The organism is Parasedimentitalea huanghaiensis, assembly GCF_009753675.1.
GTDB classification, from domain to species: domain Bacteria; phylum Pseudomonadota; class Alphaproteobacteria; order Rhodobacterales; family Rhodobacteraceae; genus Parasedimentitalea; species Parasedimentitalea huanghaiensis.
This window is the reverse complement of sequence record NZ_WQLV01000003.1, coordinates 19104-35453: the sequence shown is the minus strand read 5'-3', so window position 1 is coordinate 35453 and position 16350 is coordinate 19104. Positions and strand designations below refer to the sequence as shown.

The 16350-nt window shown below is 55.6% G+C and carries 15 protein-coding genes; 2 read left to right on the top strand and 13 right to left on the bottom strand.

All coding sequences use genetic code 11. The features are described from left to right. Nucleotides 1-91 precede the first annotated feature (91 nt). Nucleotides 92-1111, bottom strand: coding sequence for a putative 2-aminoethylphosphonate ABC transporter substrate-binding protein (locus tag GO984_RS07310; protein ID WP_157021911.1), 1020 nt, complete (start codon nt 1109-1111; stop codon nt 92-94). A gap of 459 nt (nt 1112-1570) precedes the next feature. Between GO984_RS07310 and GO984_RS07305 the strand changes: the two genes are divergently transcribed. Continuing rightward, entirely contained in the window at nt 1571-2374 is an 804-nt protein-coding gene (locus GO984_RS07305) for an inositol monophosphatase family protein (protein ID WP_157021910.1), read from the top strand. A gap of 13 nt (nt 2375-2387) precedes the next feature. After that, nucleotides 2388-3170: a DeoR/GlpR family DNA-binding transcription regulator gene (locus GO984_RS07300; protein ID WP_157021909.1), complete on the top strand. Its 783-nt coding sequence runs from the start codon at nt 2388-2390 to the stop codon at nt 3168-3170. Nucleotides 3171-3176: 6 nt separating this feature from the next. Here the strand turns inward: GO984_RS07300 and GO984_RS07295 are convergent, their stop codons facing one another. From GO984_RS07295 to GO984_RS07240, 12 genes are all read right to left on the bottom strand, one after another. After that, nucleotides 3177-4469 carry an amidohydrolase family protein gene (locus GO984_RS07295; protein ID WP_157021908.1) on the bottom strand — a complete coding sequence of 431 codons (1293 nt, stop codon included), beginning with the start codon at nt 4467-4469 and terminating at the stop codon, nt 3177-3179. 153 nt (nt 4470-4622) lie between these two features. Continuing rightward, nucleotides 4623-5564 (bottom strand): ABC transporter permease, encoded by a 942-nt coding sequence (locus GO984_RS07290; RefSeq protein WP_157021959.1) that lies wholly within the window; start codon nt 5562-5564, stop codon nt 4623-4625. After that, complete coding sequence (locus GO984_RS07285) at nt 5564-6634, bottom strand: ABC transporter permease (RefSeq protein WP_425339644.1); 1071 nt, start codon at nt 6632-6634, stop codon at nt 5564-5566. Before GO984_RS07285 ends, GO984_RS07290 begins: the two co-directional genes overlap by 1 nt. Beyond that, a complete protein-coding gene (locus GO984_RS07280) occupies nt 6634-8151 on the bottom strand; it encodes an ABC transporter ATP-binding protein (RefSeq protein ID WP_157021906.1) in 1518 nt (505 codons plus the stop codon). The genes GO984_RS07285 and GO984_RS07280 overlap by 1 nt, the downstream gene beginning before the upstream one ends. Nucleotides 8152-8297: 146 nt before the next feature. Further along, nucleotides 8298-9290, bottom strand: coding sequence for a BMP family protein (locus GO984_RS07275; RefSeq protein ID WP_157021905.1), 993 nt, complete (start codon nt 9288-9290; stop codon nt 8298-8300). A 199-nt stretch (nt 9291-9489) separates the two neighbouring features. Next, nucleotides 9490-11937: an NADH-quinone oxidoreductase subunit NuoG gene (nuoG, locus tag GO984_RS07270; RefSeq protein WP_157021904.1), complete on the bottom strand. Its 2448-nt coding sequence runs from the start codon at nt 11935-11937 to the stop codon at nt 9490-9492. Nucleotides 11938-11952: 15 nt separating this feature from the next. After that, the gene (nuoF, locus tag GO984_RS07265) at nt 11953-13212 is read right to left on the bottom strand and encodes an NADH-quinone oxidoreductase subunit NuoF (RefSeq protein ID WP_157021903.1); all 1260 of its coding nucleotides are present in this window, start codon (nt 13210-13212) and stop codon (nt 11953-11955) included. Next, nucleotides 13209-13721, bottom strand: coding sequence for a complex I 24 kDa subunit family protein (locus tag GO984_RS07260; RefSeq protein WP_167740258.1), 513 nt, complete (start codon nt 13719-13721; stop codon nt 13209-13211). Before GO984_RS07260 ends, nuoF begins: the two co-directional genes overlap by 4 nt. Next, entirely contained in the window at nt 13718-14935 is a 1218-nt protein-coding gene (gene nuoD / locus GO984_RS07255; protein WP_157021902.1) for an NADH dehydrogenase (quinone) subunit D, read from the bottom strand. Before nuoD ends, GO984_RS07260 begins: the two co-directional genes overlap by 4 nt. Beyond that, the gene (locus tag GO984_RS07250) at nt 14932-15444 is read right to left on the bottom strand and encodes an NADH-quinone oxidoreductase subunit C (protein ID WP_157021901.1); all 513 of its coding nucleotides are present in this window, start codon (nt 15442-15444) and stop codon (nt 14932-14934) included. The genes nuoD and GO984_RS07250 overlap by 4 nt, the downstream gene beginning before the upstream one ends. Beyond that, nucleotides 15444-15953, bottom strand: coding sequence for a NuoB/complex I 20 kDa subunit family protein (locus GO984_RS07245; RefSeq protein WP_157021900.1), 510 nt, complete (start codon nt 15951-15953; stop codon nt 15444-15446). The genes GO984_RS07250 and GO984_RS07245 overlap by 1 nt, the downstream gene beginning before the upstream one ends. Next, nucleotides 15941-16303, bottom strand: coding sequence for an NADH-quinone oxidoreductase subunit A (locus GO984_RS07240; protein ID WP_157021899.1), 363 nt, complete (start codon nt 16301-16303; stop codon nt 15941-15943). Before GO984_RS07240 ends, GO984_RS07245 begins: the two co-directional genes overlap by 13 nt. Nucleotides 16304-16350 lie beyond the last annotated feature (47 nt).

The following is a 16350-nucleotide window of genomic DNA, read 5'->3' as shown; positions in this document are numbered from 1 at the left end:
CATGTCGCGGCCAAGGCCACCATACACTGTCGGAGTAATTTAGGGGATTTAGGGCGACGAGGGGCAAAACTGCCCCTCGCGTTGTGGTAGCTTACTTGGGGTCCGACTTACCGTCGTAACGCGACTGCCACTCTTTCAGGATCGCGGCCCGGTTATTGGCGGCGAACTCAAAATCGTTATCGATCATCTTATCCAAAAGACCTTCGGGGAAATGCTCGACTGGCTTGGCAACACCAGGATAGGCAACAACTGCATAACCAGTATTGTACATCTCGTTGGCGCCCAGGGTGACAGTAAAATCAACCAGTTTTTGCGCGGCTTCTAGGTTGGCAGTGCCCGCAACGATTGCGGTGGCTTCCATATCCCAGCCAACACCTTCGCTTGGTACGATGATTTCCAGAGGAGCGCCAGCAGCCTTGGATTTGGCACCGCGGAAAGCAAAGGAAATACCGATTGGGATTTCGCCCGCTGCTGCCAGTTTACAAGGCTTGGAACCAGAGTGTGTGTAGCGTGCGATGTTGTTGTGCAGCGCGTCCATATACTCCCAGCCGCCTTCTTCACCAAAGATCTGCAACCAGCTGGACACGTCAAGGAAACCAGTACCGGAGGAGTTCGGGTTGGGCATAATCAAATGACCTGCGTACTGCGGGTCCGTCAGGTCCTGCCATGAGGTTGGCGGTGTCAGGCCAGCTTTTTCTGCCTCGACAGTGTTGTAGCAAACCGAGGCCACCCAGGCGTCCATGCCAACCCATGCTGGTGGATTGTCACCATCGACAAATTTGGCGTCGAGCTTTTCAACACCCATAGGCGCATAGCCCTCGAGCATGCCTTCGGATTTCAACAGTAGCAACGAAGTTGCCGCCAGACCCCAGACTACGTCAGCTTGCGGGTTATCGCGTTCGGCCAACAGTTTGGCAGTGATGATACCGGTAGAATCGCGAACCCAATTGATTTTGATATCAGGGTTCGTTTCGTTGAAGGTCGCCGCATAACGAGCCAGATCTTCAGCTTCGACAGCAGTGTAAACCGTCAGCTCAGTTTCAGCCGCAACGGATGTGGCAAAAACAACGCCTGCCAAAAGTGACGTGATTTTAGATACATTGAGTTTCATATTAATCTCCTCTGTTAGTCTTCAAGAACTTCATGCGGGGTTGTTGGTCACCCCTTTGGTAAGATCCCAGTGAAGCCGCGGTCAGTCTGGCAGGTTTTTGCCACAAAAAAAATCGATTAAACCTACAACTTCATAGGCCAAACCTATGATTGCGATTCTGTCCGTCTTTTGACCCCCCATACCTTGACGGTGCTTCCGACTGCCTCACATCAAACCTACCTAGCCAAAATACGTCAATTCTCATCACCGTGAGATATCAGCGTTACATGTTCGGTTTACTCGAGTTGCGAGCAGTCCATGGCAACACCGTAGCAACTGATTTTGTGTATTTCTATGCTTTCTTGCATTTTTGTGTAATTTTGCCTAAAGCTTGGGCAACCAAATACCTGATGCACTTCAATCAAGCGGCCTAAACACCAGAACCAGGCCAGCCTGATTTGTTAATTTGTGGAAACCATAATGACCAACAATCGTGACATCCCTGACAGCACTGTGGAATTTGCTAAATCCCTCGTCGATCAGGCCCGTAAAGTTTCACTAGGTGGCTTCAGGGAAAGTATTGAAATAGCTCAGAAAAGTGACCTTAGCCCGGTCACGGAAATCGACCGAAACGTTGAATCATATGTCCGCGACATGGTTGCAAAAACTTATCCCTCACACGGGTTCCTGGGGGAGGAATTTGGGTCGTTGAACCTCGATGCTGAAGAGCTGTGGGTTGTTGATCCTATTGATGGCACCCGCAGTTTCATCACAGGTTGGCCAATTTGGGGCACCCTATTGGCGAAGTTGTATAACGGGTTCCCAGAGATTGGCTTGATCGACATGCCTGCGATTCGCGAACGGTGGGTGGGAATTTGTGGAAAAAGTTGTACATTTGAAGACAACACTGGCACCCTGCACCAATGTCAGGTCTCAAACTGCAAGACACTGGCACAAGCACGCTTTTATACCACCAACATCCTGTATTTTGGCACTGGCGACCGCCCCAAAATCGAATCTCTTTTGCAACAAACTGCTGTGCCGCGGTTCGGCGGTGATTGCTATTCCTACGGTCTTCTGGCCTCGGGACATGTGGATCTGGTGGTTGAAGCGATGCTAGAGCCTTATGACTATTTTGCCCTGATCCCGGTGGTCGAAGGTGCCGGAGGGATCATCACCGACTGGAGCGGAAACCCATTGCAACACGGATCAGACGGACGAGTCGTTGCAGCAGCCACGCCGCAATTGCACAGCGCGGCGCTGGACCTGCTGCAAGATATCTGACACGAGCAGCAGCATGTGGAAAAATCAACGACATCAAAGAATTTTCAGGCTGCTCGATGAATGGCAGAGCCTGACCACCGACTACCTGGTCGAAGATTTGTCCGTCTCGCGCGAGACGGTGCGCCGGGATCTGCTGGACATGGAGGCGCTCGGATTGCTGCGGCGAGTCCATGGCGGGGCCGTCTCTGCAAATGCACGGGCAGAACCACCGCTGGATGTACGCGCGAAGCTGCAGGTCAAAGAAAAGCAAGCCATCGCCCGCGCCGCCTGCGATCTAATTACCGATCATAAGGTGATCTATTTTGACACCGGGAGCACAACCATATTTCTGGCCCGCCAGCTGGCCACAATCCATGGGCTGCATGTCATCACAAATTCACTGGAAGCCGCAAGCCAGCTGCAAAAAGATTATCGCGCCAATCGCAGTTCCAGTCGCGTATCATTATTGGGCGGCAATTTGACGGTGTTTGATTTTGCCACTTGCGGGCAGCAGACTGTACGTGAAATTTCACGTATTCAGGCGGATATTGCTTTTGTCTCTCCAACGGCCATCGATCCTCTCCATGGGGCACTAAATGCCGTTCAGGAGGAGGCCGAGGTTGCCACTGCTATGTTGGACAACAGTCGCGAGAACGCTGTCTTGGCGGATGCCAGCAAATTCACGATCAGTGGCAATTACCGATCCTGCCGGTTTGATCAGATGGGGACATTGGTCACAGATGCCCAGATTCGAAAGCAGCCTGAATTCTCAAGCCGAATTAAAAGTTTGGTCAAAAATCTGATTATTGCCGAATAGCCCTTTCTAACCTGCTTTTTGCGGGCTGTAGTCAGCAGGGTTCACAGAGACAGGTCTGCCCGGAAGAGAAACTTCGCTGATTTGCGGCGCGGTTCGTGCAATCACCCGTCCGTTTCGGATCACTGCCAACCGTGTAGCACGCAGGCGAATGGCCTCGATTGTATCGTGGGCCTGCAGCAACACCATGTTGGCAGCGCAGCCCTTTTCCAATCCATACCCCTGCAGTCCCATGATCTTGGCCGAATTTCTGGTCACCGCATCAAAACACCAGGCCATATCTGCACGGCTCGACAATTGACCTACATGCAGCCCCATAGAGGCCACGTCCAGCATATCTGCGCGGCCCAGCGAATACCACGGGTCCATCACGCAGTCCGAACCAAAGCCAACAGTAATCCCTGCTTCGCGCAATTCGGGCACGCGAGTCTGGCCGCGACGTTTGGGATAGGTGTCGTGGCGCCCCTGCAACATGATGTTGATCAGCGGGTTGGGGATGGCGTGCAGCTCGGCCTCGGCGATCAAGGGGATCAGTTTGGAGACATAGTAGTTATCCATCGAATGCATCGAGGTGAGGTGTGAGCCAGCCACCCTGCCCTGCAATCCCAGTCGCTGGGTTTCATTGGCAAGAGATTCAATATGGCGGCTGTGCGGATCGTCGCTCTCGTCACAGTGCATATCGACCATCAACCCGCGTTTCTCGGCGATCTCACACAGCTGGCGAACGGATTCCGCCCCGTCTGCCATGGTGCGTTCAAAATGTGGGATACCGCCAACCACATCGACGCCCATATCCAAGGCACGGATCAGGTTCTCCATCGCGGTTGGATCGCGCAGCACACCGTCCTGCGGAAAGGCGACCAGTTGCAGATCCAGATAAGGGGCTACCTGTTTACGCACCTCGAGCAGGGCCTGCACACCGGTCAGGCTATCATCGCAGACGTCCACATGGCTACGGATTGCGCCGATCCCCATAGACACCGCCAGATCGCAATAGCGCAGGGCGCGGGTGACAATGTCGTCGACGCTCTGGATTGGCTTAAGCTCACCCCACAGCGCGATACCTTCAAGCAGCGTGCCGGAGGTGTTCATCCGTGGTGTGCCCAGCGACAGGGTGGCATCCATATGGAAATGTGGGTCCACAAAGGGTGGCGAAACGAGATAACCCGTGGCGTCGATCACCTCTTGCGCCTGCGCCGTGATATTCGGCTCGACGGCGGCGATTGTGCCATTTTGGCAGGCAATATCGATGCCGGTGCGGCCATCTGGCAGGGTGGCGTTTTTGAGGATCAGATCGAACATGTGGGTGCCTCGTAGTGGTCTATGTATTTAAATCATCCGGGTGCGCCTGACCTTGGGGAGGTGCAAAGCGCCTTCACCGTTTTGCCGATGGCAAACCTTCGGTTTGACGGGAAGGTCAGGCGCGCCCGACCTATCGGCCGGGCAAACCAATCTCTATCTCTGCCCCTTGAACCAAGGGGTTAGCAAGGCTCGGGGATATTCCGCCTTACGCGCGGCCACCACCAGCGCGATGATCGACAGCACATAGGGCGCCATCAGGAACACCTGCCCCGGTACCATGGCGCCGACCTCGGTCTGCAGACGGACTTGAAGCGCGTCAAAGGCCCCGAACAACAAAGCGCCCAGCAATGCTTTGCCGGGTTTCCAGCTGGCAAAGATCACCAGCGCAATGCAGATCCAGCCGCGCCCGTTGACCATGCCGAAGAAGAACGCGTCAAAGGCTGACATGGTCAGGAACGCGCCGCCAAGCGCCATCAGGGAAGACCCAACCATCACCGCGCCGATGCGCAGCCCGTAGACGGACAGGCCCTGCGCATCAACACTGTCAGGATTGTCGCCAACCGCCTGTAGGGCAACCCCCAGCGCGGTGCGGTTCAGGACGTACCAAACCAGCCCCACCACCAGCAGCGCCAGCATGGTCATTGCGGTTTGCTGGAACAGCACCGGCCCCAGAAACGGTATATCCGACAGCAGCGGGATATCCAGTGCGCGGAAGGGTTCAATCCGCGGTGGCGAGGACACATTGGGCAAGGCAGTGCGGTAGGTGAAATAGCTAAGCGAGGTGGCAAACAGCGTGACCCCCAACCCCGAAACGTGTTGTGACAGGCCCAGCGGCACCGTCAGAATCCCATGGATCAGCCCAAAGAACGCACCAGCAAGCGCGGCGATCAGCGCTCCGCCCCACAGGCCAGCCCCCAGCCAGACCGCCATCCAACCACACATGGCACCAGCGGCAAAGATACCCTCGATCCCGAGGTTCAGCACGCCGGACTTTTCACACAGCAGTGCGCCCATCACTCCGAATATCAACGGCGTAGCGATACGAAGCGAGGCGGCCCAGAAGCTCTCGGACAGGAGGATTTGCAGGATATCCATCATGCCACGCCCTCGGCCGTTTTGGTGCGGGTGATGCGGTAGCGGGCGACAAAGCCGCCGATCAACACGCAAAGCAACGACATCGATACCACAAGATCCGCCAGATAAGACGACACGCCCATGGCGCGGCTCATGCTGTCGGCCCCAACAAAGACAGATGCGATGAACAGCGCCGAGATCACCACGCCCACCGGCGACAGCCCCGCCAGCATGGCGACAACAATGCCGGTATAGCCAAAGCCCGGTGACAGATCGGCGGTCAGATAGCCCTTCAGCCCCGCGACCTCGCTGACGCCAGCCAGACCAGCGAGACCACCGGACAGGATAGCGACGCCAAACAGCGAACGATTGACGCCGATACCGGCATGACGCGCGGCGGCAGCGTTTTCACCAACAGCGCGAAGGCGGAACCCCCAAACCGAACGGGCCAGCATAAATTGCGCTATGCCTGCCAGCACCAAGGCTAAGATCAACCCCGAATGTACCCGCATCCGGGGCATCAGTTGCGGCAACATCCCCTGATCCAGCACCGGAGCGGACTGCGGCCAGCCCAGGCTCATCGGATCCTTCAACGCGCCCTCTAGCATCATCTGCACAAAGATCAGGATGATGAAATTGAGCAATAGGGTTGTTACCACCTCATCCGCGCCAAAACGGGTTTTCAGCAGCGCAGGCACGGCCATGCCAGCGGCCCCGGCAGCCGCTCCAAGGATAACAATCAGCGGCACCAGAAATATACCGGGAACATCTACCGCCCCGGCACCGATGGCGACAGCAGCCATGGCCCCCAGATATAACTGGCCCTCTGCGCCAATGTTCCACAGCTTGGCCCGAAACGCGAGTGCGGCAGCAAGGCCGGTGAACATCAGCGGGGTGGCACGGGTCAGCATTTCGGAGAACGCAAAGACCGAGCCAAACACACCTTTGACCATCTCGCCGTAGGCCACGGTGATGTCAGCCCCGGCCAGGGCCAGCGGGATGGCAGCCAAGGCCAGCGCGATCACGGCGGACAACACCGGCACGCCCAGCGTCATCCACCGGCCCGGCGCGGTGCGGGGCTCGATACGGATCATGTGTGCTCTCCTGCCATTTTCAGACCAATATCTTCGCGGTTTCGACTGGTGACTTCCGTCAGCTGGCCGTCGTGGATCACCATAATCCGATCCGCCAGCCCCAGAATTTCGTCCAGATCCTCAGAAATCAGCAGCCCCCCTGCCCCGGCCGCACGGGCCTCTAGCAGGCGGCGGCTGACCTCGGCGGCGGCGCCCATGTCGAGACCTCGGATTGGTTGGTTGGCAAGGATCAGCCGGGCACCCTGTTCAAACACCCGCGCCAAGATCAGTTTTTGGATATTGCCGCCGGACAGCAGCCGGGCACGCGCATTGATACCGGGGCCGCGCACGTCATAGGCTTGGCTGAGGTTTTCAGCGTTGGCTGCCATTGCGCTGCGGTTCATCAACCCGTTGGTTTGCACCTCGGGGTCGTCCAGCCGTTCAATCACCATGTTCTCGGCCACCGACATGGCGCCAACAATCCCGTCATGATGCCGGTCCTCGGGGATGCGGCCAACGCCAGCCTTGATCATGGTTTTGGGATCTGGGTTCAGGATTTCATCGCCATCGACATGAATACTGCCACTATCTGGCCGACGCAGACCAGAGATGACCGAGGCCAGCGCCGATTGGCCATTGCCAGACACCCCCGCAATGCCAAGGATTTCATGGGCATGCACAGTCAGGTTTACATCCGTCAGGCTGTCGCGTCCCGACGGGTTGCGCACGTTGATACCCGACAATGTCAGCACCGGTGCGCCGGGTGTCATTGCGTCACGCTGTGTCACGGGCGTGTCCTCGCCCACCATCATCCGGGCAATCACCCGTTCGTCCGCATCCGAGGTGGCGATCTCACCCACCTTTGTGCCGTGGCGCAGCACCGCGATACGATGGGAAAATGCCAGCACCTCGCGCAGTTTGTGAGAGATAAAGATAACCGCCAGCCCATCACCGGTCATGGCGCCGATGTTCTCAAACAGAGTGTCGGCCTCTTGCGGGGTCAGCACGGCGGTGGGCTCATCCAGCACCAATATTCGGGCATCGCGGTACAGTGCCTTTAGGATTTCGACCCGCTGGCGCTCTCCCACTGACAATTTGCCAACCGGCGTGTCGAGGGGCGCAACCAGACCTGTGCGGTCCATGATCCCCTGCACCTTGGCCCGCGCGCCAGCGCGGTCGCGGCGCAAGGCGAACAGAGGTTCGGAACCAAGGGTGATATTGTCCAGCGCTGAAAGGTTTTCCGCCAGAGTAAAGTGCTGGTGCACCATGCCGATACCCGCCGACAAGGCCGCCTGCGGGTGGCCAAGGGTTAGCGGTTGCATCTCACCATCGGGCGACGCCACATCAATACTGCCACCGTCGGGCATGTAGTGGCCAAACAGCATGTTCATCAGCGTAGTTTTACCCGCGCCGTTTTCACCCAACAGGGCCAGGACCTCGCCGCAGTGCAGGTCTAGACTGACTGCGTCATTGGCCACAACGGAGCCAAACCGTTTGGACAGTGCGTTCAGCGATAGAACTTTGGACTCTGTCATAAGTATCTCAGGGGTCAGGTCATAATGATTGTTTCCCGGCAAAGGGCCGCGCCTGACCTTGAGGAGGTGCAAAGCGCCTTCCCGGGGGGAAGGTCAGGCGCGGTCCGACCTATCGGCCGGGCCCAACCTGTTACTCTGAGTTCAGATTACTTATCCGAAACCGGGCGTTCGTCGTTCACGTTGACACGGAACATGCCTTCCATGATCGACTTCTCGGTTTCCTCTACCTTGGTCAGCACCTCAGCCGGGACCAGCGTCTTGTCGACCACCAGTGACCCGCCGCCATAGCCCATAAAGCTATACTGACCATAGTCTGCTGCCTCAAACGTGCCGCCAGCTACGGCAGAAATCGCACGATCGATGGTGGGTTCCATGTGCCAAAGGGCCGAGGTCAGGATGGTGTTGGGATAATCGCCAGATGTGTCGATCACATTGCCCACCGCCTTGACGCCGCGCTCAACTGCAGCATCGGCCACACCGAAGCGTTCGGCAAACATGATGTCAGCGCCGGCATCCATCATCGCAAAGGCGCTTTCCTTGGCTTTGGGCGGATCGTACCAGCTGTCGATAAAGTTCACGAGGAATTTGACATCCGGATTGACCGCCCGCGCACCTTCCATAAAGGCATTCATCAGCCGGTTTACCTCGGGGATGGCATAGCCACCAACCATTCCGATCACGTTGCTTTCAGTTGCAGCGCCAGCCACCATGCCGGACAGATAGCTGGGTTCGTGGATCCAGTTGTCAAACACCGAGAAGTTGGGCGCAACTGCGCCAAAGGACGACCCCATCAGGAATGCGGTTTCGGGGTAGTCCGCCGCCACTTTGCGCGCGGCGCGTTCCAGACCGAAGACCTCTCCGACCACCAGTTGTACGCCTTGCTCGGCGTATTCGCGCATGACACGCTCATAATCGGTGTTGGCAACGTTTTCCGAGAATACGTAATCAATTTCACCGCGATCCTTGGCGGCATTCAGCGCCAGATGGATACGACTGATCCATTGCTGCTCAACGGGCAGTGTGTATATGGCTGCGACCTTGACGTTCCCGGCCAAGGCCATTCCTGCTGGTAGCACAAGCGCCAGTGCTGCTGTTCCAGCCAGCACCGCCCGTCGTGTGATAGAAAATTTGCTATTCATCTGCCAATCCCCTGTTGAATCAATTGCCCAATGAGGCACTTATTTAACCAACCGGTCAATAAAATTCGCAACTATGCGTCATTCCGTGTTCAAATCTTCGACAAGGTTCAACGACCAACAACATGCCCAAATACTACTTTGAATGGGTTTCACGTCTCTAGGCGCGAGGCTTCTCATCCAGACAAGCCTGCCGCTTTGATCATACTTGTGAAGCTCTTTTCTCGGGGCCGGATATCACAACATCAACCAGCTTTGGATACTCCCCTTCGAAATGGATCGCTTTGCCACCTTCGGTCAAAAACCGTTCCGCAACAAAAACAGTCTGCTTGTCAAAACTTCGGTTGATTTTCAGAGGCGCGGTAAAACTGTTCCCACTGGATACGAGCGTAACCATCATTCCCTCAAACGCATGATCCGGCCCTGGCCCTGGGTTCAGCTCGACATAGGGAGTTGCATCCAGCGAGGACAAAACGCCAGAGCGGGCAGTATACTGACCCGACTGAAACAGATTATCACCAGTGATCAAGTACCGACGGCGACCTTTCACATCTATATTTTCAGGCAGAATAACTGGGGCGTCCGTATCCCCTTCACTGATTGGCCAACCACTAGTCCTGGCTGCCATCCTCATATCAGCGGTATCGCCGAAAGATCCAAACCCTGGGAAGTCTGCTGCAATTGGCACGTGCAATTGATCAGATCCAATTGGTCCCGCACCTTGTCCCAAGGCCTGGGCGATCAGATTAAAAACCTGCCGTGTCGAAGGCTGGTTTTGCGCAGCCTCCCGAACGGGTCGCAGAACTTGCACCCGCCCCTCGTTGTTGGTGTAGGTTCCGCTTTCCTCACCATAAGGTGTGGCTGGCAGCAAAACATCCGCCTGTTCGGCTGACTTGTTATAATGAGACGTGTGAACGACAAGGCAGGTGCTGCGCTGTTGAGACAACGCAGCAGGATCATCTCGGGCGCTATTCCGTAGAGGGTCACTGCCAAGAATGTAGGTCAAGTCAGGTAGATTTTCCGTAGTCTTTGGTGAGGATGCACTGCGTTGCCAACCCGGCGCAATCCCATCAAGGCAGCCCATATCCCACAGCCCCAGCTGATTAGGACGGTCAAACAGAAATTGCAGATATACGGTTTTACCCTGCGCTTTGAAATAGTCCACCACTTGCGCAATCTTGCGAAGGCACTCTGCTGCCAGCGAGGAGCGCAGGAATTCGGTTCCGATCAAAAAGGCAATACTGTCAGCCCTTGCAACAGTCGGCTGAATTACCGAGACAAAACCGTTGATGGGGTTGTTTGCCATCTTTGGTTCGTCCTGCATAAGTAAGCCCAGCAATTGCGCCTCATTTCCTGGCAGTAATCGCATCGAGGCCGCGGCCAGATCATCGAGGCCGCAGGGGCGGGAACTGGCGATAAACAGGCTCTTGTTCCCGCCTCTTATCGCAGAACGAAGCAGATAACCGGAAACCGGGTTTTCCTGAGATACATTTGACCCCAGCAAAAAAACGCACTCAGCCTGCAAAACAGATTTAAACGGTTTTCGATCCAGATAGCCGGTGACAACATGTGCCAACGCTTCAATTGCACCCGCTTTTCGTAATCCACTGAATCGGGTGGAGGCATGAATATCCTGTGAGCCAAACACCCTCCGCATCAGGTTTTGAAACATATATGCGGTTTCGTTGTTCTCGCGCGGCGAAATATGGCCCTGAATACCGCCACCGCTTTCCATAACAACCCGCGCCTTGGTGGCAATGAACCTTATTGCCTCGTTCCAACTGACCGGGACATGGGCACCATTTACGCGCATCATGGGCTGCTGAATACGATCGCCGCCGTCAATTGCGTCAAAGCCAAACCGCCCTTTGGCGCAGAGCAGCTCGCCGTTGATCCCAGTGTCTAAACTGCTTTTGACCCGTTTGAACTCACCGTCTCGGACCTGAGCCGTCAAACTGCACCCGGTGCCACACATGTTGCATGTGGTTTCGGTTTCCAACAAGTCCCAGGGGCGAGCCTTATAGCGGTACGGTACACTCATCAGGGCGCCAACCGGGCAGACTTCGATGCAATTGCCGCAATGGCTGCAGTCTTTCAGACTATTGCCCACACCAGTAATTTCGCTATCCAGCCCGCGTTCAGCGGTCCCAAGCGCCACGTCGCCGACAACTTCCTCACAAATCCGCACGCAACGCTGGCATTGGATGCAGCGATTGGCGTTGAATACGATGACTTTGTTCAGCTCAATATCACGCTCGCGAAACACTCGTTTGAAATCGCGCAGCCGCGAACTGCCTTTGCCGTGTTCAAACACGGTGTCCTGCAATTCACATTCACCACCTTTGTCGCAGATCGGGCAATCCAGCGGATGATTGGCCAGCAGTATTTCCAGCATATCCTCACGGGTGGCAACAACCTTTTCCGAATGGCTGTGGATCACCATGTCCGGCGCGACCGCAGTGGCGCAAGCAGGTTCAAGTTTATTGCGGCCCTCAACTTCGACCAGACACATGCGGCAAGAAGCCGAAATCGACAGTCGCTCCTGATAACAAAAGGTAGGAATATTTACTGCGAGTGAGCGGGCGGCGGTCAGGATTGTGGTGCCGGGCTCAACTTCGATCTGCTGCCCATCCAGTGTGATTGTCACCATCAATCTGCCCTTTCGTCAGCTCACCATCGTTTGCGGTGCGATCAAAGCATCGAATTCATGCCTGAAATGTTTGATCGTCGCGCCCAGCGCCCAGGCCGCACCATCGCCGAGTGCACAGAAGGACTTGCCAAAAATTCCACCGCAGAGCATTGCGAGCTGTTCGACATCCCCAACCTGCCCCTGACCGGCCTCTATCCGGCGCAGGATCTTGGCGGCCCAGGTTAGCCCTTCACGGCATGGGGTGCACTTGCCACAGCTTTCATGATTGAAAAATTCGGTGATACGCCGCGCAACCACCGGGATCGACGCCGTGTCATCCAACCCGATCACCGCTGCCGAGCCCAACATACTGCCCGCCGCTGCCAGCGATCCAAAGTCCATTTTCACGTCAAACAAATCACTTGGGAACATGGGGGCCGAGACCCCACCAGGGATGGCCGCCTTAAATGCCCCGTTCAAGGCTCCGCCACCATATACCTCGAGCATCTCGCCCAAGGACATCCCCATCGGCAACTCATATAGCCCGGGTTTTCGAACATGGCCGCTAAGGCCAAACAACTTTGGCCCCGGAGCATCTTTGGGTCCAATTGAAGAGAACCAGTCTTCTCCACGACGAAACAGATGTGGTAGGCACGCCAGTGTTTCGACGTTATTGACCACTGTCGGGCATTCATACAGCCCTGCGACAGCTGGAAAGGGCGGTTTTAATTTTGGCTGACCCCGCTTGCCCTCGATAGATTCCAGCAATGCCGTTTCTTCACCACAGATGTAGGCGCCAGCACCTTTGTGGATATGGATGTCCAACGAATGACCGCTATTCAGAATGTTCTGCCCCAAATACCCTAGCGCATGGGCTTCATCGATGGCCTGTTGGCAATGCTCAATCGACACACTGTACTCGCCACGAATATATAGGTATGCCGTCTTGCACCCGATAGCGTAGGCCGCAATCACCATGCCTTCGATCAGCTGGTGTGGATCGCGCTCCATCAGGATCCGATCCTTGAATGTGCCCGGCTCTCCTTCATCGGCATTGCAACACAGATAGCGCGGCAAGGGATTATCCTTAGGGACAAAGCTCCATTTCAAACCAGTTGGAAACCCGGCCCCGCCCCGGCCGCGCAGGTTTGAAGATTTCACGGTTTCGATCACCTGATCCGGATCGTAGTCGCGTAACACTGTACGCAGCCCTTGATAGCCGCCAGATTTTTCGTAGGTCTCAATTCTGGACGCATCTGGATTGTCGATGTTTTTCAGCAGCACAAGTTCACTCATGTTGCCTCCTTGGTGGGCTGACCTGCAAGGGAGGCAAGAAGGACATCCAGTTTGTCTGTTGTCAGATCTCCGTGATAGCGGGCATCGACCATAAGAACTGGCGCCATTTCGCAAGCTCCGAGGCATTCGACGTCGGTAAGCGTGAAGGCTCCATCCGACGTTGTCTCACCAGATTTAATGGCTAGCCGGTTTTGCAGGTGCTGCATCAGCGCATCCGAGCCACGCAGCATGCAGGACAGGTTTGTACAAAGGCGTAAGTGGTGGCGACCAGTCTGCGACCGGTCAAAAAGACTATAGAAACTGGCAACCTCAAACACCCAGATTTCAGGCACGTCCAGCAGTTCAGACACGGCCTGATACGTCAGGCCCTCTACCTGCCCATATTTCTGCTGTGCCAGTTCAAGGGCGGGCATGATGGCGCTGCGACTTGTTGGATAACGCGCCCTCATCTGCCGAACCCCTGTAGCGAGGTCGCGCTTGATATCGGTCAGGCTGCGGGCATCGCTCATTTGTCGACCTCCCCCATCACCGGATCCAGACTGCCCAGCATGGCAATGACATCTGCCAGGTATTTAATATTGGTGGTGCGCTCTGTCAGAGCCTGAAGATTGACAAAAGACGGCGCGCGCACCTTAAGCCGGAACGGCTTTTCACTGCCGTCTGAAATCAGGTAATATCCCAACTCCCCTTTAGGGGCCTCGATCGCTGTATAGACTTCGCCTTTTGGCACCTTGAACCCGTAAGCCGCCAATTCAAAGTGATGGATATGGGTCTCCATCGAATGTGCGAGCAAATCCTTATCTACGGGAAAAGCGATTTTGGGGTCATCAATCAGTATGTCACCTTCAGGCATTTGGCGCACACACTGACGGATCATTCGCAGGCTTTCGCGCATCTCATCGACACGGCATTTCCAGCGGTCATAACAATCCCCATCGTCTCGGGTGATAACCTCAAACTCCAGCTGATCGTAAATCTCGTATGGTTCATCACGGCGGATGTCCCAATCCACCCCAGACGCGCGCAGATTTGGACCGCTAAGACCAAGCGCGATGGCATCTTCGCCAGTGATGGTTCCGATATTTTCAACCCGTGCCAGAAAGATGCGGTTGTTTTCCAGCAGGGTTTCGTAATCAGAAATCCGCGCCGCAAAAATATCGCAGAACTCCAGTATGCGTGCGGCGCAGCCTTCGGGCAGGTCCTCGCGTACACCGCCAACCCGGCAAAACGAGGTATGCATCCGCACGCCGCTGATCATCTCCATCAGATCCATCACCATTTCACGGTCGCGCATGGTGTAGAGAAGCGAAGTCATTGCCCCCACATCCATCGGCAGCGCACCGGTGATCAACAAATGGCCAGAGATCCGCGACAACTCGGCCATGATCACTCTGATATACTGGGCCCGCTCAGGTGCTTTGATGCCCAGCAAGGCTTCAACCGCTAAGGCATAGCCCAGATTATTTGAAGGCGGACAAAGGTAATCAAGCCGGTCGGTCAGCGGAAAAATCTGCGTGTAGGTAAAGCTTTCGAACAGTTTTTCAGTACCGCGGTGCAGCAAACCAATATGCGGCTCCACCCGCTCGATGATTTCGCCATCCATCTGCAGCAGCAAACGCAGTACGCCATGAGTACTTGGATGCTGAGGACCAAGGTTCATCAACACCTCACGCGACAGGCCGGTGTCGGTTGTGACCTCATTGATGACGGTAACATCAGTCATCCGCCGCCCCAGTCAACAGGTTGGTCTACGCCCATTGGGTTATAGTCATCTTTGTATCCACGCAGCGGGAAATCGCGACGCATTGGATAGCCGTCAAACCCATCCCACATGTAAATTCGGCGTAAATCAGGATGGCCGTCAAAGCGAATGCCATACATGTCAAAGGCTTCGCGCTCGTGCCAGTTGGCCGTGGTCCAAACCGGTGTGACGGTCGGCACAACTGCAGGATCGCCCAGGTGGCACTTTAGCCGAAGGCGCCATTTATGCCGGGTCGAAAACAAATGGTAGACCAATAAGAAACGCGGTGCTTCGGGGTGAAAATCCACCGCGCAGATATCTGAGAGAAAATCAAATTTTAGCAAGGGGTCGTCGCGCAAATGACGACACAGCTCAATCAGGTCATCAGGGGACACCATCAGGCAGGACATGTCCGCCGCCGTATTGTCGATGCCAACCCGTTGCTCATAGAGCTGCAATACCGGGGCAAGAGAGAGCTCGACTGGCGCCATCAGGACAGTCCCAGCGCTGCATCGGCAGGATCCTGACGACGCAGCACCTTGGTACCTGTGATCTGTTCCTGCAATTGCACAAACCCATGTAACAACGCCTCTGGGCGCGGTGGGCAACCGGCAACGTGGATATCAACCGGTATAATATGGTCTACCCCCTGCACCACGGCATAGGTATTATAGACCCCGCCGGAAATAGCACATGTTCCCATGGCAATGACATATCGCGGCTCAGCCATTTGATCATACAGGCGGCGCACAATTGGAGCCATCTTTCGGGTCACTGTTCCTGCGACGATCATCACATCCGACTGGCGCGGCGACGGCCGGAACACCACGCCGAACCGGTCCAGATCGTAGCGCGCGCAGCCAGCTGAAATCATCTCAATCGCGCAGCAGGCAATACCAAAAGTCTGCGGCCAAAGTGAAGATTTACGACTCCAGTTAATGATCGCGTCTGACGAGGTGAAAAAGACGTTATCCTGAAAACGGTTTGTCAGGAGACCCATTCCAACGCTCCTTTGATCCAAGCATAGGCAAAGCCAACCAACAGAAGAACGATGAACACAAACATCTCGACATAGCCAAACAGTCCCATGTCCTTCAGCACCACCGCCCAGGGGAACAGGAACATGGTCTCGACATCAAAGACTACAAACAGGATTGCGATGACAAAATACTGCACTTTGAACATTCCGGCAGAGGCCTCACCCACATGGTCAACACCACATTCGTAGGGGCGGTTTTTCTCGGGATAAGGATTGTGGGGCCGGATCAGGCGGGACAGTGTCAGAATAAATGCCGATAGCGCAATGACGACCGCTACCATCAGGAATACTGGCAGAAAATCAATTGGCATATCACCTTCCTTGTTGGCAGAATTCCGGTTTGTCCTCAACGATCCGT